Here is a 19,767-nt window from a genome sequence, read left to right on the forward strand (position 1 = left end):
CCTAATGTGCGATGATCACCCCGGTTGGTGAAATCGTGACCGGAACTCCGTTGAACACTGCGTTACCACTCGGAACGTCTATGGTCGTCTCGTCGGTGAGCGTGTTGACGTTGACACCGGCGTGCGCGGCCGCCACGTTCTGGGCGCTGCCCGCGTGCCCCCATCCGTGAGGCAGGCTGACGACGCCCGGCATGATCGTGTCGGTCGGCTCGACGGGCACGGTGACCTGGCCCTTCGCCGAGCGCACCACGGCCTCGCCGTCCAGGCCCAGCCTGGCCGCGTCCGAGGGGTGGATCTGCAGCGTGCACCTGTTGCTGCCGCCGACCAGCGGGCCCACGTTGTGCATCCAGCTGTTGTTGGAGCGCAGGTGCCGCCGCCCGATGAGGACGATCTCCGGGGGCTCCTCCTCCAGCTTGCCGCGCAGCCGCTCCACGTCCTCCATGAGCTGCGGCGGCGCCAGCTCGACCAGCCCGGAGGCCGTCTTGAGCACCTCGCCCAGCCGGGGCTCCAGCGCGCCCAGGTCGAGGCCGTGCGGGTTGTCGAGCAGCTTGCGCAGCGACAGGTCGCCCTTGCCGGACCACTCGCCGTACGGGCCGAGCCTGAGCATGAGGTCGAGCCGCCGCTCGCTGCCCGTCTCGCCCTCCAGCAGGTCGCGCAGCTCCGCCACGTCCCGCCCCTCGATCCCCGAGCCGGGCGTCTGCGCGGCCTTGCGCAACGTCTCGTCGATGACGAACGCGTCGAGGTCGCCCTCCAGCCCCGAGGCGATCATGGCCAGCCTGGCGAGGATCTGCGCCTCCGACGGCCGCTCGTCCAGCGGCAGCAGCGGCGGCGAGTAGCGCGCGTAGTTGCGCACGGCGAACCCGAGCAGCGCGAAGTCGTAGTGCCCCGACTGCAGGACCCGCGGCGGGGGCAGGATGACGTTCGCGTGCTTGGTGGTCTCGTTCAGGTACGGGTCCACGCTCACCATGAAGTCGAGCCCCTGGAAGGCCGTGTCCAGCCGGTCGCCGTGCGGCGCCGACAGCACGGGGTTGCCCGCGATCGTCAGCACGAATCTGACCTGCCCCTCGCCCGGCGTCTCGATCTCGTCGGCCAGCGTGGCCACGGGCAGCTCTCCGTTCGCCTCGGGCAGGCCCCTGACGCGGCTCTTCCACCGCCCCACCGCGTACGGCCTGCGGCGCCCGGCGAACTCGGTCGCGGGCTTGGGGAACATGGCGCCACCGGGCCTGTCGAGGTTGCCGGTGAGCACGTTCAACACGTCCACCAGCCACTGGGCCAGCGTGCCGAACTCGGCCGTGCACGTGCCGATCCTGGCGTAGACGGCGGCCGTCGGCGCCGCGGCCAGCTCCCTGGCCAGCCGCGTGATCGTCTCGGCGGGCACCCCGGTGCGCCGGGCCACGGACTCGGGCGGGAAGTGCTTGGCCGCCTCGCGCACCTCGTCCAGCCCGTTGACCTCGTGCCGCGGCCTGGCCAGGTCCTCGGCGAACAGCGTGTGGACGAGGCCGAACAGCAGGTACGCGTCCGTGCCGGGGCGGATGAAGACGTGCTCGTCGCCCAGGGCGGCGGTGCGCGTGCGCCGCGGATCGACCACGACGAGCCGGCCGCCGCGCCCGCGCAGGGCCTTGAGCCTGCCGGGGAAGTCGGGCGCGGTGCACAACGAGCCGTTGGACTCCAGCGGGTTGGCGCCCAGCATCAGCAGGTAGTCGGTCCTGTCCAGGTCGGGCACCGGGATGGCCAGCGGATGGCCGAACATGAGCCCGCTGGCCACGTGCTTGGGCATCTGGTCGGCGGTGCTGGCGGAGAAGACGTTGCGGGTGCCGAGGGCCTTGATCAGCGGGGCGGCGTACAGAGCGCCAGCCATGGTGTGGGCGTTGGGGTTGCCCAGGTAGACGGCGACGGAGCGGCGGTCCGCGAGGCGGTCGAGCCCGGCCTTCACGGCGGCGAACGCCTCGTCCCAGCCGGCCTCCCGCCAGAGCTCGCCCTCCCTGATCAGCGGTTTGCGCAGCCGGTCGGGGTCCTCGTCGAGCCGGCCGAGGCTGGCGCCCTTCGGGCAGATGAACCCCTTGCTGAACGGGTCGTCCCTGTCACCTCGGACACCGGTCACGTGCCCGCCGTCGTCGAGGGTGAGAGTCAGGCCGCAGACGGCCTCGCACAGGGGACAGGTCCGGTGGACGGTCGACGTCATCACGACTCCTGAGTTCGTCAGATGAACTCATCTTCGCGCGGACCGGGCACATGGGGAAGCCCCGGAGCCCCCGCGGTCTCCGGGGCTTGCACCCCTAGGGACGGCCCCGTTCCCTAGGTCCTCACGCCGCCTGCGGCAGTGTCGCCAGATCAGGCGGCTCCTCGAGCTCGGATCTCAGCGGGATCCACGATCTGCGGCCGTACAGGCGGTCCAGCCCGGGAGAGGCGGCTCCCGGCGCCTCGTCCCGCCTGACGGTCTCCACGATGAGGAGCTGGGCGCGCGTGCGGTGCCGGTAGACGTTCACGCTGCGGGCCCAGCAGGCCGCCGCGATCTCCTCGCTGTACGCCTCGAACGCCTCGGCGCTGACGCCGGCCCGTACCAGGATCAGCGCCTTCTCGCCCGTGGTCGTCGGCGTGATCCAGAGCACCAGCGGGATGCGGCCTGCCCTGGTGTGCATGGTGGTCTCCAGGCAGGTCCGCTGCAGGCGGTGCCTGGAGACCACGCACCAGAAGTGGGCCACGATCCAGTTGCGGCCGAACCTGGTGGCGGCGGGCACCGAGACGGCGCCGGCCAGCAGGACGAAGGGCGCCCACCGGCCCTCGTGCGCGGCGTTCAGCAGGGCCGCGACGAGCAGCGCCAGCCCGCCGAGCAGCAGCAGCTCGGTGCGCGCCCGCCAGAGCCTGGTGGGCGGCGAGCCGCCGCGCGCGGCGGGGAGGTCCTCGCCGGCCGGGTACATCTGCTTGCGCGGGTTCCTCGGCATGTCAGGACACCTCCTCGATCACCTTGCTGGGCTGGCGGAGCTGGTCGAACCGTGGGTCGCGGTACCTGCGGGAGCCGAACCCCGTCCTGGTGACGGTCCAGCCCACCCGGAAGGCGAACTCGTCGGGCTCCACGCAGATTTCGTAGTCGGCGGACGCGATGAGATCCTGGATCCAGGCCTTGATTCGGCTGACCGCCTTGGTACCTTGTGAGTACATAGAAGACCCCTTTCGCGGCATTTAGAGGTGGCTTCTTGCCGGTCCGACGGCTGGTGACCGAGTTTCGCCGCAGGGTGGCAGCCCATATGCGGTGACTCGGTGATCAGCCTCGGCCCGGCTTTTTTCGTGCTCGAATGAGCAAGTCGCGCTGTGTCTTTCAGGCGATGGAGGAATCCTTCCGGCAAGTGGCCTCCCTGTGGCGGATGTTCGTTTCGGGGACGGCGACGTTGCCGGAGATGCGGCCCTCGTACGGGCGCGCGACGTTGGACGGAAAGCCTCGTGCGCTGGGCCGTGTCATCATGCCGGCCTCCTCTGCGACTCGAGAACCCTCCTGGCTCTGATCGTCCCCTGCGGCCGTCGATGCTGCAAGACTTCCAGCAAGGGAAGATTTACTTTTCTTCGCTACTTGCGGTGCAACTTGCACGACAAGCGTCACGAGTCCGGTGGAAGGCGGAATATCTACTCCGTCTTCGGCCTGTTCGTGGAGCTTGTTCTTGCTCCTACGCTCTACCCATGAAAGCCTTCTGGCAAGGCTGTGCGGCACAACACATGCAACTTGCAGTGTAAGATTGGGCGAACGGCCCAAAAAGCCGGGCCCCAAACGGTCCCATCCGGCTACACCTTCATTCCTGAGAAGGAGCGTGGACGGTGCCATCGCAGCAGGGCAGTCCCACAGTACGGCGGCTCCGGCTGGGGCAGGAGCTACGCCTCCTGCGTGAGCGGCGGAAGCTCACCGGGGCCAAGGCCGCCAGCGAGCTCGGCTGGTCGGCGAGCAAGGTGAGCCGCATCGAGGCCGCCAAGACCATGCCATCGGCCGAGGACATCAAGTCCATGGCGAAGTTGTACCGCGTCGATGGTGACAAACTTGACGAGCTCGTCGGCCTGTTGCGTGATGCGGAGCAGCGCGGGTGGTGGGAAGATTACGAGGACACCCTCCCCGAGGAGTACACAAGATTCCTCGGCCTGGAGGCGGAGGCCATCCACCAGCGCAACTGGGAACCCCAGGCTGTGCCAGGTCTCCTGCAGACCGAGGACTACGCCCGGGAGGTCATCCTCGCCACGCGGGGCATCGCGCGCATCACGCACAGCGGTGTCCGTAGCAGGGTCGAGGCCCGTCTCGACCGGCAGCAACGAGTCCTGCACAGAGCCGATCCCTGCCGAATGAGCGTAATTCTGGACGAAGCGGCACTTATGCGCCGCTTCGGGGAGCCCTCGGTCATGCGTGAGCAGATGGAACATCTGTTGGAGGTGTCCCTACTGTCACACGTCAGCGTTCAGGTCCTACCATTGGACTCGCTTCACCCGGTCAACACCGGTGCGTTCATTCATCTCAAGTTCGCGGAATTCGACGATGTGGTGTACCTGGAGCAGCTCTACTCCGCCCACTTCGTGGAGGACCTCGAGCGAGTGGCTGGTTACGAGACGGCCTTCGACCACATGCGGTCGGAGGCTCTGGACGAGGACGAGTCACGGGTACTCATCCAGCGCAAGGCCATGCTCTGGCGGCGTTGACGACGCCGTCACCTCAATACACAGGCAACGGAGCCTAGGGAAGAAAATGCACAACGACATCACGAAGGCGGCCTGGCGTAAGGCCAGCTACTGCAACGGCGCAACGGCATGCGTCGAGGTTGCACCTCTGGCGGATGGCAACGTCGCGCTGCGTGACAGCAAGCAGCAGGACGGGCCGGTCCTGGTATTCACGCCGTCGGAGTGGGCTGCCTTTGTGGCGGGCGTCCAAGACCACCAGTTCGACCTGGCCACCCTCGCCGCCAGCTCATGAAAAACGGCTCTGGGTGTTGCTGCAACAACTCCCAGAGCCGTTTCAACAGAGGCTGTGAATGCGCCCTGTCACAATGACCCGACCCTTCGGTGGGCATAGATCATTTACATTGTGGCATCGCCCGTCCAGATCACGCAACTACGCGCTCTCCCGCACGGACGCGGCGCGAGCTTGCCCTGGCACACCCCGCGCGTTCCTGGCCTGCGCCTCGTAGCCGTCAGTTCCAGGAGAGACACGCCATGCCGTTATTCGAGCCGAAAAGGCCCCCTCGGCGATACCGGCTCAGTGATCGCAAGAGGCTGAGCCAAGTGCTCCCCAAGGTCGGGCGGGTGCTCGACGCCACCTCCCACCAGTCGTTCCGCGTGGAGATGATCGTGGCCGACACCGGCTACGAGCTGCGCGTGCGCGTGCTGCTCGACGTCCGGCAGCCGGCCATCGAAGTCGTCGAATCCGGCAGGGTGCCGCAGGACCTGGTGGAGGAGGTGATCGGCGAGATCCGGCCCCACTGCCAGGGAAGGAAGCCGAACGGCGGCGGACCCGGATGGCCGCGACGAACCTGGGGCTGGTTCCGGGCCAAGGTCTGGCCGCAGACCCTGGCGCAGGTGCTGGGCGGCACCGTAGTCCTGGCGCTCTCGGTGATGGCGGCCGTCGCCGGCCTGACCGACCTCATCTGACCGCAGCGCGCTAGGCCAGGCCCAGGCCCTGGGCGACGCCTTGGCCGAGGTCCTTGTGCACGTTGTTCCAGTACTGCACGACCCGCTGCTTCATCTCGGGGGTGACCTCGGGGGCCGAGGCGTGGCCGACGATGTTGCCGACCAGGTGGGCGCGGTCGGTGTCGGAGAGCACGTTCTCCCACAGGGCGCGGGGCTGGCCGAAGTCGTCGTCCTCGGCGTGCTTGAGGTAGGCGGAGCGGATGATCTCGCCGGTGACGTGGTAGTGCTCGCCCTGGTACAGGGACGGGTCGGCGGCGGGGCCGCCTGCGGTGTTCGGCGCGTAGACCGGGTCCTTGGGGTTGCGGTAGGCCATCGGGCCGTCGAAGTTGTACGAATGCACCAGGACGCGCGGCTGGTTGATCGGCAGGTGCAGGTAGTTGGGGCCGATGCGGTAGCGGTGCGCGTCGGGGTAGGAGAACAGGCGGCCCTGGAGCATCTTGTCGGGGGAGGCGGCGATGCCGGGCACCAGGTTCGACGGTTCGAAGCCGGACTGCTCGACCTCGGCGAAGTAATTGGCGGGGTTGCGGTCGAGGGTGAACTTCCCGATGGTGATCTCGGGGTAGTCGCTGTGCGGCCAGACCTTGGTCAGGTCGAAGGGGTTGAAGCGGTAGCCGGCGGCGTCCTCGAACGGCATGATCTGCACGTTGACGGTCCAGGACGGGTGGTCGCCGCGCTCGATCGCCTCGAACAGATCGCGGGTGTGGTAGTCCGGGTCGGTGGCCGCCAGGGCCTGGGCCTCGGCCGCGGTGAGGTTGCGGATGCCCTGGTCGGTCTTGAAGTGGTACTTGACCCAGTACTTCTCGCCGGCGGCGTTGTACCACAGGAAGGTGTGGGAGCCGAAGCCGTGCATGTGCCGCCAGGAGGCGGGGGTGCCGCGGTCGGTCATCAGGAAGGTGACCTGGTGGGCGGATTCGGGGTGCAGGGTCCAGAAGTCCCACTGCATGTTGTGGTCGTGCAGGTGGTTGTCGGCGCGGCGCTTCTGGCTGTGGATGAAGTCGGAGAACTTCTGCGGGTCGCGGATGAAGAAGATCGGGGTGTTGTTGCCGACGATGTCGTAGTTGCCGTCCTCGGTGTAGAACTTGAGGGCGAAGCCGCGGGGGTCGCGGGCGGTGTCGGCGCTGCCGTTCTCGCCGGCGACGGTGGAGAAGCGCAGGAACAGCGGGGTCCGGGTGCCCTTCTGGAAGAGCTTGGCCTTGGTGAACTGGCTGACGTCCTCGGTGATGTGCAGGAATCCGTGGGCGCCGCCGCCCTTGGCGTGCACCACCCGCTCGGGGACGCGCTCCCTGTTGAAGTGGGCCATCTTCTGGATCAGGTAGTGGTCCTGGAGCAGCAGGGGGCCGTTCGGGCCGACGGAGAGCGAGTGGTCGTCGCTCGGTGCGGGGATGCCCGCGTCGTCGGTCGTGAAAGTCATGGCGCGTTCCTCCGGGTGATCATTCTTGGCAGCTCGGGCAGACGCCCCAGAACGTGACGTCGGCTTCGTCCACGACGAACCCGGCCGTGTCGACGGGGTCGAGGCAGGGTGGCCGCCCCACCGCGCAGTCGACGTCGGTCACGGTGCCGCACGCCCGGCACACGAGGTGGTGGTGGTTGTCGCCCACCCTGGCCTCGTAGCGCGCCGGGCTGCCCATGGGCTCGATCTTGCGGACGAGACCGGCCCCGTGCAGCGCGTGCAGCGAGTCGTAGACAGCCTGGAGGGAGACCTGCCCGACGCGATCACGCACGCCCCGATGCACGTCGTCCACGTCGAGGTGGTCGCCGGCGCGAACGGTCTGCATGATCGCCAGCCGGGCGGCGGTCACCCGCAGCCCGGCCTGACGGATCAGGTCGTCGTCCCCCATGCCGGACAACCTATGCGCTAAACCTGAATGATTCAAGTAAAGGAATTATCCAACTCTAGGCGGCGGCCGGAACGCGGCGCCGGACGAGGAACAGCGAGCTCAGCCCGGCGAGCACGGCAAGGGCCGCCATGGCGAGGGACGTGGCCAGCGAGGCGGAGGCCGAGGCTGCGGCGTCCTGGTCGAGGGAGATGAACAGCGTGCCCACGGTGGAGACGCCGATGACCTGGCCGAGTTGCATCACGGTGAGCAGCGCGCCGCTGGCGTCCGCCGCGTACGCGTCGTCCACCTGCTCGGTGGCCATGTTCGTCACCGCGACCTGCACGCCGAGGCCGGCGCCGATGAGGGCGCTCATGAGCGCGTACCCGAGACCGCCGCCGGAGGCCAGGCCGAGCCCGACGTAGGCGGGGGCGGCCACCACGTAGCCGACCGGCACCAGCGGGCGCTGCAGCCGTACGGGCAGGCGCGGCCAGGCGAGCCCGACCAGGCCGAAGGCGAGGGCGCAGGGCACCAGCATCATGCCGGAGGCCAGCGGCGACAGGTGCAGGTCACCCTGCAGGTGCAGGGCGGAGGTGAACAGGAACGCACCCCACGTGGCCGGCCCCAGCAGCAGGATCGCCAGCCCGGGACGCATGCCGGGCGCGCGCAGCACTCGCGCGTCCACCAGCGGCCGCCCGCCCCGCGCGGTCACCCACCGCTCGATGCGCACGAACGCGGCGAACGTCACCACGCTCAACCCCATCGAGACCCAGCCCCACACCGGCCAGCCGAGGTCGCGGCCGAGCACCAGCGGCACCACGAACAGCAGCACGGCGGCCGACAGGGTCGCCAGGCCGAACGGGTCGAGCCCGGTACGGCCGCCGCCCTCGTCGGCCGGCAGCACCCGGAGCCCCGCCACCAGCAGCAGCGCCCCGATCGGGACCAGCGTCAGGAACACGACCCGCCAGCCCAGGCCGAGCCCCAGCAGGATCCCGCCGAGCGCCTGGCCCACCACGATGCCACCGCTGATCACCAGCGACCACAGGCCGATCGCCCGGCCCCTGGCGGCGCCGTGATAGTTGCGCTGGATCAACGTCAGCACCTGCGGCATCATCATCGCGGCCCCGGCGCCCTGCAGCAGCCGCGAGGCCACCAGCCAGGCCGTCGAGGGTGCCAGGCCCGCGGCGAGCGTGGTGATGGTGAAGACCGCCAGCCCGCCCAGGAACGCCTTGCGGTAGCCGAACAGGTCACCGACCCTGGCTCCGGTGATCAGCAAGACGGCGTAGACGATGGTGTACCCGGCGACGATCATCTGCAGCCCGGCCCCCGAGGCGTGCAGGTCGCTCTCGATGGTGGGGGTGGCGACGTTCACGATGTTGACGTTCAGGATCGCCAGGAACTGCCCCACGAGGATGATCGCCAGGAGCAGGCCGCTGGCCTTGGGAACGGCTTCCTGTGTCTGGGTGTTCACAGGAGGGGAGAAAGCGGCAGATCTCGACATGATGTTCAGTTTGCCGCCATCCTGGTACCAGTAACGAGAGCCTATTTATACTGGTACTGGTGCTAACTGGATAAGCTCCCCTTGTGCCCCCATAGTGGAGAAATGACCGTGGTAGAGGCAAGACGTACCGACCTGTCGGCGTTCCTGCGCTCGCGGCGGGAGCGGATCACGCCGGAGATGGTCGATCTCGCCCCCGGCCCGCGCAGGCGGACGCCCGGGCTGCGCCGCGAGGAGGTCGCCCAGCTCGCCGGGGTGGGGGTCACCTGGTACACGTGGCTGGAGCAGGGGCGGCCGATCAACGCCAGCCCGCAGGTGCTCGACGCGATCTCCCGCACGCTCAGGCTCGACAGCGCCGAGCGCCACCACCTCTACCGGCTGGCCGGGCAGGCGGCCGATCCGATCCCCGTGAACTCCGGCCAGGTGACGCCCGAGATGCAGGGGATACTCGACCGGCTCGGCGACATGCCGGCCTGCGTGTCCAACAGCCGGTGCGACGTGCTGGCCTGGAACGACGCGTACGCCGCCCTGTTCCCCGAACTGGTCGGGGCGCCGGAGGGGGAGCGCAACTCCCTCTGGCAGGCCTGCGTGTACCCCGCGCCCATGACGCGGCTGCTCGACCGCGACCACGAGCTGGCCCGGGCGGTGGCCGTCTTCAGGGGCGCCTACAGCCGGCATGCCGACTCCCCGTGCTGGCAGGACTTCGTCCGCCGGCTCAGCGCGGAGAGCGCCGAGTTCGCCCGGTTGTGGGCGCGGCAGGACGTGGCCGATCCGGGGCCCAGGGTGAAGGGCTACAAGCACCGGGAGCACGGCAGGCTGCGCTTCAGCACGACCAGCCTGACGGCGATGCCGGAGATCCGGCTGATCGTCTACACCCCCATGGATGACAAGACTCGACTGGCTATGTCCAGGTTGATGAGCATTAGGGAGCCTGCGCGGTAATCCGCCCCACATGGCATGCTCGATCCCTGTAAGACAGGTTTCGAGCGGAAGTGGCGGCAGATGAGACTCCCCCAAGCCCTCCCGGTGATCGCTGTCGTCGGATTACTGGCCGCGTGCTCGGCGGCGCCCGAACGCCAGCTCCAGAGCAAGGAGGTGGCCGCCACCCCGGAGCAGACGGAGGAGAGGACGGCCAAGCCGACCCCCGAGCGCGAGCCGTTCACCATCGCCTTCGGCGGGGACGTGCATTTCGAGGGCATCCTGCGGCCACGGCTCAACAATCCGCGCACGGCGCTCGGGCCGATCGCGAGCGTGCTGCGCAAGGCCGACTTGGCGATGGTGAACCTGGAGACGGCCATCACCACGGGAGGGACGCCGGCGCCCGGCAAGCAGTACACGTTCAGGGCGCCGTCGAGCGCGCTGACCGCGCTGAAGGCCGCCGGGGTGGACGTCGCCTCCATGGCCAACAACCACGGCATGGACTACATGGAGACCGGGCTGGCCGACTCGCTGGCGGCGGTCAAGCGCAGCAGGTTCCCCGTGGTGGGGATCGGGGCGGACGCGGCGCAGGCGTACCGGCCGTTCCGCAAGACCGTGAACGGCAACCGGGTGGCGATCATCGGGGCCACGCAGGTGCTGGACGCGGAGTTCATCCAGTCGTGGACCGCCACGGCGGACCAGGGCGGGCTGGCCTCGGCGAAGAACGAGCCGGCCCTGCTGCGCGCGGTACGCCAGGCCCGCAAGAACTCCGACACCGTGATCGTCCACCTGCACTGGGGCACCGAGATGCAGAAGTGTCCCAACGCGGCGCAGCTCTCGCTGGCTCCCAAGCTGGTCAAGGCCGGCGCCGACGTGGTGGTCGGCGGGCACGCGCACATCCTGCTCGGCTCCGGCTACCTCGGCGACGCCTACGTCAACTACGGCATGGGCAACTTCGTCTTCTACAACTCCAACCCGGCCACCACCGGCAGGACGGGCGTGCTGACGCTGACCATCAACGGTCGCAAGATCTTGAAGGATTCGTGGACTCCGGCCACGATCCAGGGGGGTATCCCGATCCCGATGACGGGGCCGGCCCGCACCAGTGCCGTGGCCGACTGGAAGGCACTGCGTTCCTGCACGGGCCTGGCCGCCCGGCCCTGATCGATCTATTCTACTGGACAATTCGTCCAATAGGAGGTCGCGATGCGGATGGTCGAGTCCGGTGACGTGCGGCTGGCGGTGTTCGAGGAGGGCGATCCCGGCAGGCCCGCCGTGCTGCTCCTGCACGGCTACCCCGACACGCATCGCGTCTGGGACGAGGTGGCCGGGCTGCTGCGCGACCGCTTCCACGTGGTGCGTTACGACGTGCGCGGCGCCGGGGCGTCGACCGGGCCGGCGGACCGGCGCGACTACGGGTTCGACCGGCTGATCGGCGACCTGGAGGCCGTGCTCGACGCCGTGGGACGGGCCCAGGTGCACCTCGTGGGGCACGACTGGGGCTCGCTCCAGGGCTGGGAGGCGCTGGGTCGGCCGGGCGTCAGGGATCGGCTGGCCTCGTTCACCAGCCTGGGCGGGCCAGGGCTGCGGCAGGCGGCGGACTTCACCCGGCACGGGCGGCGGCGCGACGTGGCGGCGCAGCGGGCCAGGTCCTGGTACATCGGGGCGTTCCGGCTCCCGGTGCTGCCCGAGCTGGCGTGGCGGTCCGTGCTGCCGTGGCTGGTCACGCGCGCCCTGCGCGGCGACGGCATCGCGCCGCGGGCGGGCCATCCGGCGGCGACCCTGGTCAGGGACGGGGTCAACGGGCTCGCGCTCTACCGGTGCAACATGCCGGGCTCCGGGCTCGATCCGCGCGTGCCCGGCGTGCCGGTGCAGATCGTCGAGGCCACGCGCGACGCGTACGTCACCCCGGCGCTGCTGGCCGCTGTGGGGCGGTGGGCGCCCAGGCTGTGGCACCGGAGGATCGTGGCCGGGCACTGGGCGCACCGGAGCAGGCCCGAGGCCGTGGCCGGGATGATCGCGGAGTTCGTGGAGCACGTCGAGGGCGGGCCCGCGAGCGGGGAGTTGCGGCGCGCGCGGGCGGCCGGGGCGTTCGGCGGGCGGCTGGTGGTGGTCACCGGCGCGGGGTCCGGGATCGGGCGGGCGACGGCTCGGGCGTTCGCGGCGCACGGGGCGGAAGTGGTCTGTGCGGATATCGATATCGATGCCGCGAAGCGGGTGGCGGACGGTATTGCGAGAGACCTTCGGATTACGGCTTACGGCGTGCAGGTCGATGTGGCGAATGCCGCTGCGATGGAGGATTTTTCGCGAAATATCATCACTGAATATGGCGTGCCGGATATTGTGGTGAACAATGCGGGGATCGCCGTCGCGGGGGCGTTCCTCGACCATACTCTCGACGACTGGCGCAGGACCATCGACGTCAATCTGTGGGGCGTCGTCCACGGCTGCCGGCTCTTCGGCGCCGCCATGGCCGAGCGGGGGCAGGGCGGGCACATCGTCAACGTCGCCTCCCTGGCCGCGTTCGCGCCCTCCCAGGTGCTGCCGGCGTACTCGACCTCCAAGGCGGCCGTGAAGATGCTCAGCGACTGCCTCAGGGCCGAGCTGGCGGGTCACGGCATCGGCGTCAGCACCATCTGCCCCGGATTCGTCTCCACCGGCATCGCGAGCCACGCCACGTACACGAAGGAGAGCCTGCGCGCGGAGGCCGTACGGGGGCTGGCGCGGCGCGGATACCCGCCGGAACGCGTGGCCGCGCACATTCTGCGGGCCGTGCACAGAAACCAGGCGATCGTCCCCGTGAACGCCGAGGGGAAAATCGGCTATGCGCTGTCCCGGATTTCGCCGCGGGCGATGCGCGGGCTGGCCCGGTTGAGCAAATTGGCGGGTAACGATCGCCCATACAGGAGAAGATGAATCCGTGTCTTCGCCGCAAATGGACGACGAGTGCGTCCACCCCAACGCCCTCAGGCGGCAGCCAGCACAGCGCCGCAGCGCCCGGCGCGTCGAGCGCATGCTCGACGCGTGTGCCGAGCTTCTCGACGAGACCGGTTACGAGGCCCTGTCCACCACCCGCATAGCCGAGCGGGCGGGCGTGGCCATCGGGTCCGTCTACCAGTTCTTCCCCGACAAACGGGCCATCACCCAGGAGCTCACCCGGCGCAACGTCGAGGAGTTCGTCCGCAGAGTCGATCGCAGGTTCCTCGAGGAGGACTATCGCGGCTGGTGGGAGGCCGTCGACGCGATCATCGACATCTACGTGGACATGCACAGGACGGTCTCCGGCTTCAAGAGCCTGCACTTCGGCGACGTCGTCGACCTCAACCTGCTCGACTCCGACTCCGACAACAACACGGTGATCGCGGGGCGGCTGCGCGGCCTGTTCCTGAAGGAGTTCGGGCTGGCCGACAGCCCCGAGCTCGACCTGGCCGTGCTCGTGGCCGTCGAGGCGGGCGACGCCGTGCTGAAGCTGGCCTTCCGCCGAGATCCCGAGGGCCGGCCCGAGATGATCGACGCGGCCAAGCAGCTGATCAGGGGGTTCCTGACCCGCCAGCTCAGATCCTGGTCGCCGCGCTAGCGCGGGGAGTCGTAGACGGCGACGGTCAGGGTGCCGGGGCGGCGCTCGTACTCGGGGATCGGGGACGAAACCCTGACCTTGATGGTCGTCGTGCCGCCGGGGCCGGGCAGGTTCTTGCGGCCCAGGACGGTGTAGCCCTGGCTGTGGGTGGTGGGCGGGGCCGCGCAATCGCCGCGCAGTTCCTTCTCCAGCCGGCCGTTGACGAAGATCTCCTCGCTCAGCCGGCGCGCGATCCCGTCGCCGCAGTAGACCATCAGGACCGGCGCCCGCCCGGTGGCGGGGACGGTGAGGGTCACCTCGCGGCTCGCCGGCCAGGTGACGCTCCGCGTGGCGACCAGCCGGTACTCGTCCCCCGACGGGCCGCCGAACGCCTTCGGCGGCGCGACGGGGGGTGCGGGGGTCTTCATGGTGCTGGGAGGAGTCCATTCGTAGACGCCGAACCGCCACGCCTTGGGCTGCTCCCGCGACTTCGGCATGGTGATGGAGAACGTGGCCTGCCGCGTGCCCGCGGGCAGCGGGATCACGTCCACGGGCCGGTTGGAGGTGCACGCCGCGCTCAAGCCGGGCACCGGCGTCAGGGCGGCCCACCGCTCGACCGGCTTCTCGACGGTCACGTGCGGCACCGCGCCGGGCGCTCTCGACGGGCAGCTCGCCATGATGGCCAGCGGCTTCCCGCTCACCTTCACCTCGAACGTCACCTCGGACCTCTTCGGCGCGTCCAGCGTCGCCGTGGCGATCCGGTGGTAGACCGTGCCGTCCGGCTCCTCGAAACTCGCCGGGAGCAGGTGGGGCGAGACGGCGGTGATCGGAGGGTCCGCTTCGCGGAGCTGGGCCACCTGGGCGGGTGACCACGGCGCGACGAGCATGCCCGCCACCACGACCGACGCGGCGGCGGCCCCGGCGACCGCGACCGCGACCAGACGGCGGCGCCTGGCGGCCCGCGTACGGGTGCGCAGGCGGTCCCACGGGACCGGCCGCTCCAGGGCGGGGCGGCTGCGCTCCTCCAGCAGGTCATGCAGGTCCTGACGGCTGACGGGCACGTCCCTACCCCTCTCTCGCGTACGCGGTCGTGACCGACTCGTCGATCCGCAGCTTGGCCAGCGCCTTGCTGGTCTGGCTCTTGACCGTGCCGACGCTGCAGCCCAGCGTCGCGGCGGCCTGGGCCTCGGTCATGTCCTCGAAGAAGCGCAGCACGATCACGGCCCGCTGGCGGGCGGGCAGCCGGCCCAGGGCCTGCCAGACCAGCTCTCGCTCGTCCGCCTGCCCCATGCGGTCGGCGATCTCGGGATGGTCGGGCGGCGCCCCGGTGGTCAGCTCCACCTGCCGCCAGCGCCGCCGCCACCACGACACGTGCACGTTCACAATGATCTTGCGGACGTACGCCTCGTGCTCGTCCCTGATCCGCCCCCAGGCCAGCCACGCCTTCATCAGCGCCGTCTGCACCAGGTCCTCGGCCACCGCCCAGTCCCTGGTGAGCAGGTAGGCCGTGCGGAGCAACCGATGCCACGCCGCCGCGACGAACGCGTCGTACTCCGATCGATCCGCCATGCGCGAGCCTCTCTCCACCGTCGGTCACCCGTACGACGCCGGTGACCGGCGGGAAGGTTGCCCGCGGATTACTGCGCGGCCGGCGGCTCGGCCAGCCAGGCCGGCACGTCGCGGAGCCAGCGCTTGCCGTGGTCCCCGAGCGCGGTGGCGGGCACCTGGTGCAGGCGCGGCGTGACCGGCGTGCGCAGGCACGGGGCGGGAAGCGAGACCGCGCGCGTGTCCCTGGCCTCGCGCACGCTGAGGCGGGCCTCCAGCGCCCGCAGGTTGCGTTCGGCGGTCTCGACGGCCTCCAAACGGGCCGACAGATAGCCGGCGACTCCGGGCACGACGGCCGACAGCACGACAGCACAGGCCAGCGTGAAGGTCATCTGCTTGGACATACCCATCACAGTCCCTCCGCTCGCGTGGCGGCAAAGTGGACTGGTATATGCCCGGTGACCTGCGCGAACACGCACATGGTGAGCAGGCTTGGGCGGGACGTTACCGAATTTGCACGTGACCGGCGATGCGGATTGACCGGGCAAAGGCCCGGGTGGCTCGGTAGTCTCGCGGTGTGGCGCATGTGACCCGTGAGCACCTTGATCGTCTGCTTGAGCAGGCGCTGTTGGCCGACGACCACGACTCCCTGGCCAGCCGGCTGTACGACGTCGCTCTCGACTACTCGTCCGGCGACGTTTCCAGGGCTTCGATCCTGGTTCTCGCCGCCGAGGAGTGGCGAGCGGCGGGACAGCCGGCGCGCGCGATGGAGTGTTTCCAGCGCGCGGTCGAGGACGGTGGCGAGGCGGGTTTCGACCCGCGTGCCGGCATCGCCGACACGCTCTTCGAGCTCGACAGGCCCGACGAGGCGAGGGAGGTCATCGAGACGATACGCGCGGAGGGAAACGTCTCCACGGCGACGGCTCACACGATCGCCGAGACGCTGGTCGCCTATGGCGATCTCCAGGGGGGCCTCGACTGGGCCACCCAGGCCGCCCTGCGGTGTGACGAGAACGATCCGGAGCAGGTGGCGCTGCTGCGCACCCGCTACCGCATCAGGGTCGATCTCGGGCTTCCCGAGGACGAGCTGGACGAGCTCGTCTCCTGAGGCGGCCGCGCGGCTGCTGGGCCCGCCCGCTGGGGCAGGGCTCGTACAGCCGTGCCCGCGTACGCTCCGGCGGATGAGGCGGGGCTGCGCCGGGTCGTGCTCGCCGGAGGGGCCGCGATCCCCGCACGGTCCGTTCGGAGGGACCGCGACCCCTCGGCCAGGGGAAGCCGGGCGTGGCAGGCACGGTCCACGCCCGGACAGGGTGGCTCAGTTCAGCCCGAGATCGCCCACGGCGTCGGTGAGCCCGGACGCCCCGGACCCGCCGCCCGGCAGGATCGAGATGCCTTGGAGGCCGTCCACCGCCTTCGGCAGCACCTGGCCGATGAGCTCGGAGCTGACCTCGCTGACCGGCTTCTGCAGGGCCAGCGGCGAGTCGAGCCCGGTGCCGACGACGCGGTTGTGGAAGGGGCCCTGGCCCATGGTCATCTCGTGCGGCAGCCTGCTGTCCAGCGGCGTCCCCGGCACCTCGGGCAGCACCGGGAGCGGCGGGAACGGCGGCAGGTTCGCCCTGGTCGCCAGATCCGCCACCCCGGCCGGACCCGGCACCATGGGGAACAGCGCGGGAGAGGCCGAGAACAGCGAGGACAGGCCCCAGGTGGCCCCCGCGCCGCTCACGTCCGCCATGCGCAGCACCTCCTTGCCCGTCGCCACGCCGGTGTAGCCGATGTGCCTGGCCATCTCGCCGGCCGCCATGGCCACCTTGTTGCTCTCGCTGGTGATCATGCGGCTGCCCGCGGTGCCGCTCTGCTCGATGTGCAGCGCGGCTGGGCCGTCGCACGTCGAGACGACCGAGCTGGGCGACAGCACCGCGGTCTCGGCACAGTTGCCGGCCGTGGCGGCGCCGGCGAACAGCCAGCTGACGCCGGCGGTCAGAGCGGCCACCGCGACCATGCTCCGGAACTTCTGGAATGACACCGCACGTCCCCCTGAGTCGATGTCGGTGATCTGACGAACGCTGAACGTAGTCACCCGCCGGGCCGGGGGAGCACGGCTTGTCCGAAGAGTGGGGCGAACCTTACCGAGCGGGTGGCCCGATGACCGTGCCATGACACGCCGGAGCCCGGGGATCGCCAGGATCCCCGGGCTCCGGAACCGGGCTCTAGGCCGCTCGCTGGACGAGCAGCTCGTCGTCGCCCAGCTCCACCATGACCTTGTCGCCGTCGGCGACCTCGCCGGACAGCACCGCCTTGGCCAGCTTGTCGCCGATGGCGGACTGGACCAGGCGGCGCAGCGGGCGGGCGCCGTACAGCGGGTCGTAGCCCGTCAGCGCCAGCCACTCGCGGGCCGCCGGCGTGACCTCCAGCGTCAGCCTGCGGTCGGCCAGGCGCCTGGCCAGGCGCTCGACCTGCAGGTCGACGATCTGCGCCAGCTCCTCCGAGCCGAGCGCGTCGAAGAGGATCACGTCGTCGAGCCGGTTGAGGAACTCCGGCTTGAACGAGCTGCGCACCGCCCCCATCACCGCCTCGCGCTTCGCGCCGTTCTCCAGCGCCGGATCGACGAGGAACTGCGAGCCGATGTTGGAGGTCAGGATCAGGATCGTGTTGCGGAAGTCGACCGTGCGGCCCTGGCCGTCGGTCAGCCGCCCGTCGTCGAGCACCTGCAGCAGGATGTCGAACACCTCGGGATGGGCCTTCTCGACCTCGTCGAGCAGCACCACGGTGTACGGGCGCCGCCTGACGGCCTCGGTGAGCTGGCCGCCCTCCTCGTAGCCGACGTAACCGGGAGGCGCGCCGACCAGCCTGGCCACGCTGTGCTTCTCGGAGTACTCGCTCATGTCGATGCGGGTCATCGCCCGCTCGTCGTCGAACAGGAACTCCGCCAGCGCCTTGGCCAGCTCGGTCTTGCCCACGCCGGTGGGGCCGAGGAACAGGAACGAGCCCGTCGGCCTGTCGGGGTCGGCGATGCCGGCCCGGCTGCGGCGTACGGCGTCGGAGACGGCCTGTACGGCCTGCTGCTGGCCGATGAGGCGCCTGCCCAGCTCCTCCTCCATGCGCAGCAGCTTGGCCGTCTCGGCCTCCAGCAGGCGCCCGGCGGGGATGCCGGTCCACGACGAGATCACCTCGGCGATGTCGTCGGCGCCGACCTCCTCCTTGACCATGGCGTTCTCGGGCGGCGCGGCCTCGGAGGCGGCCTTCAGCGCCTGCTCCAGCCGGGGCACCTCGGCGTACATCAGCCGGGAGGCCGCCTCGAAGTCGCCGTCGCGCTGGGCCCGCTCGGCCGAGCCGCGCGCCTCGTCGAGCTGCTTCTTCAGCTCACCGACCTTGTTGAGGCCGGCCTTCTCGTGCTCCCAGCGGCCGACGAGGGCGTTGAGCTCCTCCTGGCGGTCGGCCAGCTCCTGGCGGAGCCGTTCGAGCCGCTGGACGGAGGCCTCGTCGGTCTCCTTCGACAGGGCCAGCTCCTCCATCTTCATCCGGTCCACGTTGCGCTGGAGCTGGTCGATCTCCACGGGACGGGAGTCGATCTCCATGCGCAGCCGCGAGGCGGCCTCGTCGACCAGGTCGATGGCCTTGTCGGGGAGGAAGCGGTTGGTGATGTAGCGGTCGGACAGCGCGGCGGCGGCCACCAGCGCGCTGTCGGCGATCTGCACCTGGTGGTGGGCCTCGTAGCGGCCCTTGAGCCCGCGCAGGATCGCGATCGTGTCCTCGACCGTGGGCTCGCCCACGTAGACCTGCTGGAAGCGGCGCTCCAGCGCCGGGTCCTTCTCGATGCGCTCGCGGTACTCGTCGAGCGTGGTCGCACCGATCATGCGCAGCTCGCCGCGGGCCAGCATGGGCTTGAGCATGTTGCCGGCGTCCATCGCGCCCTCGGCGGCCCCCGCGCCGACGACGGTGTGCAGCTCGTCGATGAACGTCACGATCTGCCCGTTGCTCTCCTTGATCTCGGAGAGCACGGCCTTGAGCCGCTCCTCGAACTCGCCGCGGTACTTCGCGCCGGCCACCATCGCGCCCAGGTCGAGCGAGATGAGCCGCTTGTTGCGCAGCGACTCCGGCACGTCGCCGGCCACGATGCGCTGGGCCAGGCCCTCGACGACCGCCGTCTTGCCGACGCCGGGCTCGCCGATGAGCACCGGGTTGTTCTTGGTGCGGCGGCTGAGCACCTGGACCACGCGACGGATCTCCGTGTCACGGCCGATCACCGGGTCGAGCTTGCCGCCGCGGGCCCGCTCGGTCAGGTCGACGCCGTACTTCTCCAGCGCCTGGTAGGTGTCCTCAGGGGTCTCGCTGGTGACGCGGGCGTTGCCGCGTACCTTCTCGAACGCGTCGAGCAGCGCCTGCGGCGTCGCGCCCTGCGACTTGAGCAGCTCGGCCGACTGGCCCCCGTCGGCGGCCAGGCCGACCAGGAGGTGCTCGGTCGAGACGTAGAGGTCCTCCAGGCGGTTGGCGTGCTGGGCGGCGGTGTTCAGCACCGTCAGGAGCTGGCGGGAGCTGGACGGCGCCCCCACCGTCGAGCCCTGCGCCTTCGGCAGCGCCGCGAGCTGCTCCTCCGTGCGGGCCCGCAGCGTGCGCCAGTCGGCGCCGACGGCCTCGAGCAGCGGCACGGCGGTGCCGCCCGTCTGGGAGAGCAGCGTGGTCAGCAGGTGGGCCGGGGAGATCTCCGGGTTGCCCTCGGCGGCGGCACGCCGCATGGCACCCGAGAGCGCTTCCTGGCTCTTCTGGGTGAGCTTGTAGTCCAT

Annotated in this window: 19 protein-coding genes; 8 read left to right on the forward strand and 11 right to left on the reverse strand. The window is 70.1% G+C overall.

The window, feature by feature from the left end; translation table 11 throughout:
- Position 1: 1 nt before the first annotated feature.
- The 3 genes from ACBJ32_RS55005 to ACBJ32_RS55015 form a co-directional block, all read right to left on the reverse strand.
- The gene (locus tag ACBJ32_RS55005; RefSeq protein ID WP_375133639.1) at positions 2-2,182 is read right to left on the reverse strand and encodes a molybdopterin-dependent oxidoreductase; all 2,181 of its coding nucleotides are present in this window, start codon (positions 2,180-2,182) and stop codon (positions 2-4) included.
- Between the two features lie 121 nt (positions 2,183-2,303).
- The gene (locus ACBJ32_RS55010) at positions 2,304-2,942 is read right to left on the reverse strand and encodes a hypothetical protein (RefSeq protein WP_375133640.1); all 639 of its coding nucleotides are present in this window, start codon (positions 2,940-2,942) and stop codon (positions 2,304-2,306) included.
- A 1-nt stretch (position 2,943) separates the two neighbouring features.
- Positions 2,944-3,159, reverse strand: a complete 216-nt coding sequence (locus tag ACBJ32_RS55015; protein WP_375133641.1) for a hypothetical protein — start codon at positions 3,157-3,159, stop codon at positions 2,944-2,946.
- Positions 3,160-3,807: 648 nt separating this feature from the next.
- On the opposite strand from ACBJ32_RS55015, the gene ACBJ32_RS55020 reads away from it, so the two are divergent.
- The 3 genes from ACBJ32_RS55020 to ACBJ32_RS55030 all read left to right on the forward strand — a co-directional run bounded on the left by ACBJ32_RS55020 (position 3,808) and on the right by ACBJ32_RS55030 (position 5,616).
- A complete protein-coding gene (locus tag ACBJ32_RS55020) occupies positions 3,808-4,671 on the forward strand; it encodes a helix-turn-helix domain-containing protein (protein ID WP_375133642.1) in 864 nt (287 codons plus the stop codon).
- Positions 4,672-4,717: 46 nt separating this feature from the next.
- Positions 4,718-4,942, forward strand: a complete 225-nt coding sequence (locus tag ACBJ32_RS55025; RefSeq protein WP_357875198.1) for a DUF397 domain-containing protein — start codon at positions 4,718-4,720, stop codon at positions 4,940-4,942.
- A 308-nt stretch (positions 4,943-5,250) separates the two neighbouring features.
- Positions 5,251-5,616, forward strand: a complete 366-nt coding sequence (locus tag ACBJ32_RS55030; protein WP_375133643.1) for a hypothetical protein — start codon at positions 5,251-5,253, stop codon at positions 5,614-5,616.
- 10 nt (positions 5,617-5,626) lie between these two features.
- Here ACBJ32_RS55030 and ACBJ32_RS55035 read toward each other — a convergent pair whose 3' ends face one another.
- Genes ACBJ32_RS55035 through ACBJ32_RS55045 form a run of 3 tightly spaced genes read right to left on the reverse strand, consistent with a single transcriptional unit; the run spans position 5,627 to position 8,970 of the window.
- Complete coding sequence (locus tag ACBJ32_RS55035) at positions 5,627-7,066, reverse strand: catalase (RefSeq protein ID WP_375133644.1); 1,440 nt, start codon at positions 7,064-7,066, stop codon at positions 5,627-5,629.
- A gap of 19 nt (positions 7,067-7,085) precedes the next feature.
- Positions 7,086-7,493, reverse strand: a complete 408-nt coding sequence (locus ACBJ32_RS55040) for a Fur family transcriptional regulator (protein ID WP_357875204.1) — start codon at positions 7,491-7,493, stop codon at positions 7,086-7,088.
- A 55-nt stretch (positions 7,494-7,548) separates the two neighbouring features.
- Positions 7,549-8,970, reverse strand: a complete 1,422-nt coding sequence (locus tag ACBJ32_RS55045; protein WP_375133645.1) for an MFS transporter — start codon at positions 8,968-8,970, stop codon at positions 7,549-7,551.
- Between the two features lie 102 nt (positions 8,971-9,072).
- Between ACBJ32_RS55045 and ACBJ32_RS55050 the strand changes: the two genes are divergently transcribed.
- The 4 genes from ACBJ32_RS55050 to ACBJ32_RS55065 are packed head-to-tail and all read left to right on the forward strand — an operon-like array spanning position 9,073 to position 13,462.
- A complete protein-coding gene (locus ACBJ32_RS55050; protein WP_357875208.1) occupies positions 9,073-9,909 on the forward strand; it encodes a helix-turn-helix transcriptional regulator in 837 nt (278 codons plus the stop codon).
- Positions 9,910-9,969: 60 nt separating this feature from the next.
- Positions 9,970-11,049, forward strand: coding sequence for a CapA family protein (locus tag ACBJ32_RS55055; RefSeq protein WP_375133646.1), 1,080 nt, complete (start codon positions 9,970-9,972; stop codon positions 11,047-11,049).
- 42 nt (positions 11,050-11,091) lie between these two features.
- Positions 11,092-12,801 (forward strand): SDR family oxidoreductase, encoded by a 1,710-nt coding sequence (locus ACBJ32_RS55060; RefSeq protein WP_375133647.1) that lies wholly within the window; start codon positions 11,092-11,094, stop codon positions 12,799-12,801.
- Between the two features lie 19 nt (positions 12,802-12,820).
- A complete protein-coding gene (locus tag ACBJ32_RS55065; protein WP_357875329.1) occupies positions 12,821-13,462 on the forward strand; it encodes a TetR family transcriptional regulator in 642 nt (213 codons plus the stop codon).
- Here ACBJ32_RS55065 and ACBJ32_RS55070 read toward each other — a convergent pair.
- The 3 genes from ACBJ32_RS55070 to ACBJ32_RS55080 all read right to left on the reverse strand — a co-directional run bounded on the left by ACBJ32_RS55070 (position 13,459) and on the right by ACBJ32_RS55080 (position 15,390).
- Positions 13,459-14,502 (reverse strand): hypothetical protein, encoded by a 1,044-nt coding sequence (locus ACBJ32_RS55070; RefSeq protein ID WP_375133648.1) that lies wholly within the window; start codon positions 14,500-14,502, stop codon positions 13,459-13,461. The two genes, ACBJ32_RS55065 and ACBJ32_RS55070, sit on opposite strands and share 4 nt — an antisense overlap.
- Before the next feature lie 4 nt (positions 14,503-14,506).
- Entirely contained in the window at positions 14,507-15,010 is a 504-nt protein-coding gene (locus ACBJ32_RS55075) for a SigE family RNA polymerase sigma factor (RefSeq protein WP_375133649.1), read from the reverse strand.
- A gap of 68 nt (positions 15,011-15,078) precedes the next feature.
- Entirely contained in the window at positions 15,079-15,390 is a 312-nt protein-coding gene (locus ACBJ32_RS55080) for a hypothetical protein (RefSeq protein WP_375133650.1), read from the reverse strand.
- A gap of 173 nt (positions 15,391-15,563) precedes the next feature.
- On the opposite strand from ACBJ32_RS55080, the gene ACBJ32_RS55085 reads away from it, so the two are divergent.
- Complete coding sequence (locus ACBJ32_RS55085; protein WP_253753840.1) at positions 15,564-16,094, forward strand: tetratricopeptide repeat protein; 531 nt, start codon at positions 15,564-15,566, stop codon at positions 16,092-16,094.
- Positions 16,095-16,301: 207 nt separating this feature from the next.
- Here ACBJ32_RS55085 and ACBJ32_RS55090 read toward each other — a convergent pair whose 3' ends face one another.
- Complete coding sequence (locus ACBJ32_RS55090) at positions 16,302-17,009, reverse strand: hypothetical protein (RefSeq protein ID WP_375133651.1); 708 nt, start codon at positions 17,007-17,009, stop codon at positions 16,302-16,304.
- Positions 17,010-17,193: 184 nt separating this feature from the next.
- Entirely contained in the window at positions 17,194-19,767 is a 2,574-nt protein-coding gene (gene clpB / locus ACBJ32_RS55095; protein WP_375133652.1) for an ATP-dependent chaperone ClpB, read from the reverse strand.

It is taken from the genome of Nonomuraea sp. GTA35 (assembly GCF_041950525.1).
In the GTDB taxonomy this organism is placed as follows: Bacteria; Actinomycetota; Actinomycetes; order Streptosporangiales; family Streptosporangiaceae; genus Nonomuraea.

Excerpts from the sequence above, each read along its gene's own strand:
- ACBJ32_RS55005 (WP_375133639.1), bottom strand. The coding sequence starts at position 2,182 with ATGACGTCGACCGTCCACCGGACCTGTCCCCTGTGCGAGGCCGTCTGC.
- ACBJ32_RS55010 (WP_375133640.1), bottom strand. The coding sequence starts at position 2,942 with ATGCCGAGGAACCCGCGCAAGCAGATGTACCCGGCCGGCGAGGACCTC.
- ACBJ32_RS55015 (WP_375133641.1), bottom strand. The coding sequence starts at position 3,159 with ATGTACTCACAAGGTACCAAGGCGGTCAGCCGAATCAAGGCCTGGATC.
- ACBJ32_RS55025 (WP_357875198.1), top strand. The coding sequence starts at position 4,718 with ATGCACAACGACATCACGAAGGCGGCCTGGCGTAAGGCCAGCTACTGC.
- ACBJ32_RS55035 (WP_375133644.1), bottom strand. The coding sequence starts at position 7,066 with ATGACTTTCACGACCGACGACGCGGGCATCCCCGCACCGAGCGACGAC.
- ACBJ32_RS55040 (WP_357875204.1), bottom strand. The coding sequence starts at position 7,493 with ATGGGGGACGACGACCTGATCCGTCAGGCCGGGCTGCGGGTGACCGCC.
- ACBJ32_RS55045 (WP_375133645.1), bottom strand. The coding sequence starts at position 8,970 with ATGTCGAGATCTGCCGCTTTCTCCCCTCCTGTGAACACCCAGACACAG.
- ACBJ32_RS55050 (WP_357875208.1), top strand. The coding sequence starts at position 9,073 with ATGACCGTGGTAGAGGCAAGACGTACCGACCTGTCGGCGTTCCTGCGC.
- ACBJ32_RS55055 (WP_375133646.1), top strand. The coding sequence starts at position 9,970 with ATGAGACTCCCCCAAGCCCTCCCGGTGATCGCTGTCGTCGGATTACTG.
- ACBJ32_RS55060 (WP_375133647.1), top strand. The coding sequence starts at position 11,092 with ATGCGGATGGTCGAGTCCGGTGACGTGCGGCTGGCGGTGTTCGAGGAG.
- ACBJ32_RS55065 (WP_357875329.1), top strand. The coding sequence starts at position 12,821 with ATGGACGACGAGTGCGTCCACCCCAACGCCCTCAGGCGGCAGCCAGCA.
- ACBJ32_RS55075 (WP_375133649.1), bottom strand. The coding sequence starts at position 15,010 with ATGGCGGATCGATCGGAGTACGACGCGTTCGTCGCGGCGGCGTGGCAT.
- ACBJ32_RS55080 (WP_375133650.1), bottom strand. The coding sequence starts at position 15,390 with ATGTCCAAGCAGATGACCTTCACGCTGGCCTGTGCTGTCGTGCTGTCG.
- clpB (WP_375133652.1), bottom strand. The coding sequence starts at position 19,767 with ATGGACTACAAGCTCACCCAGAAGAGCCAGGAAGCGCTCTCGGGTGCC.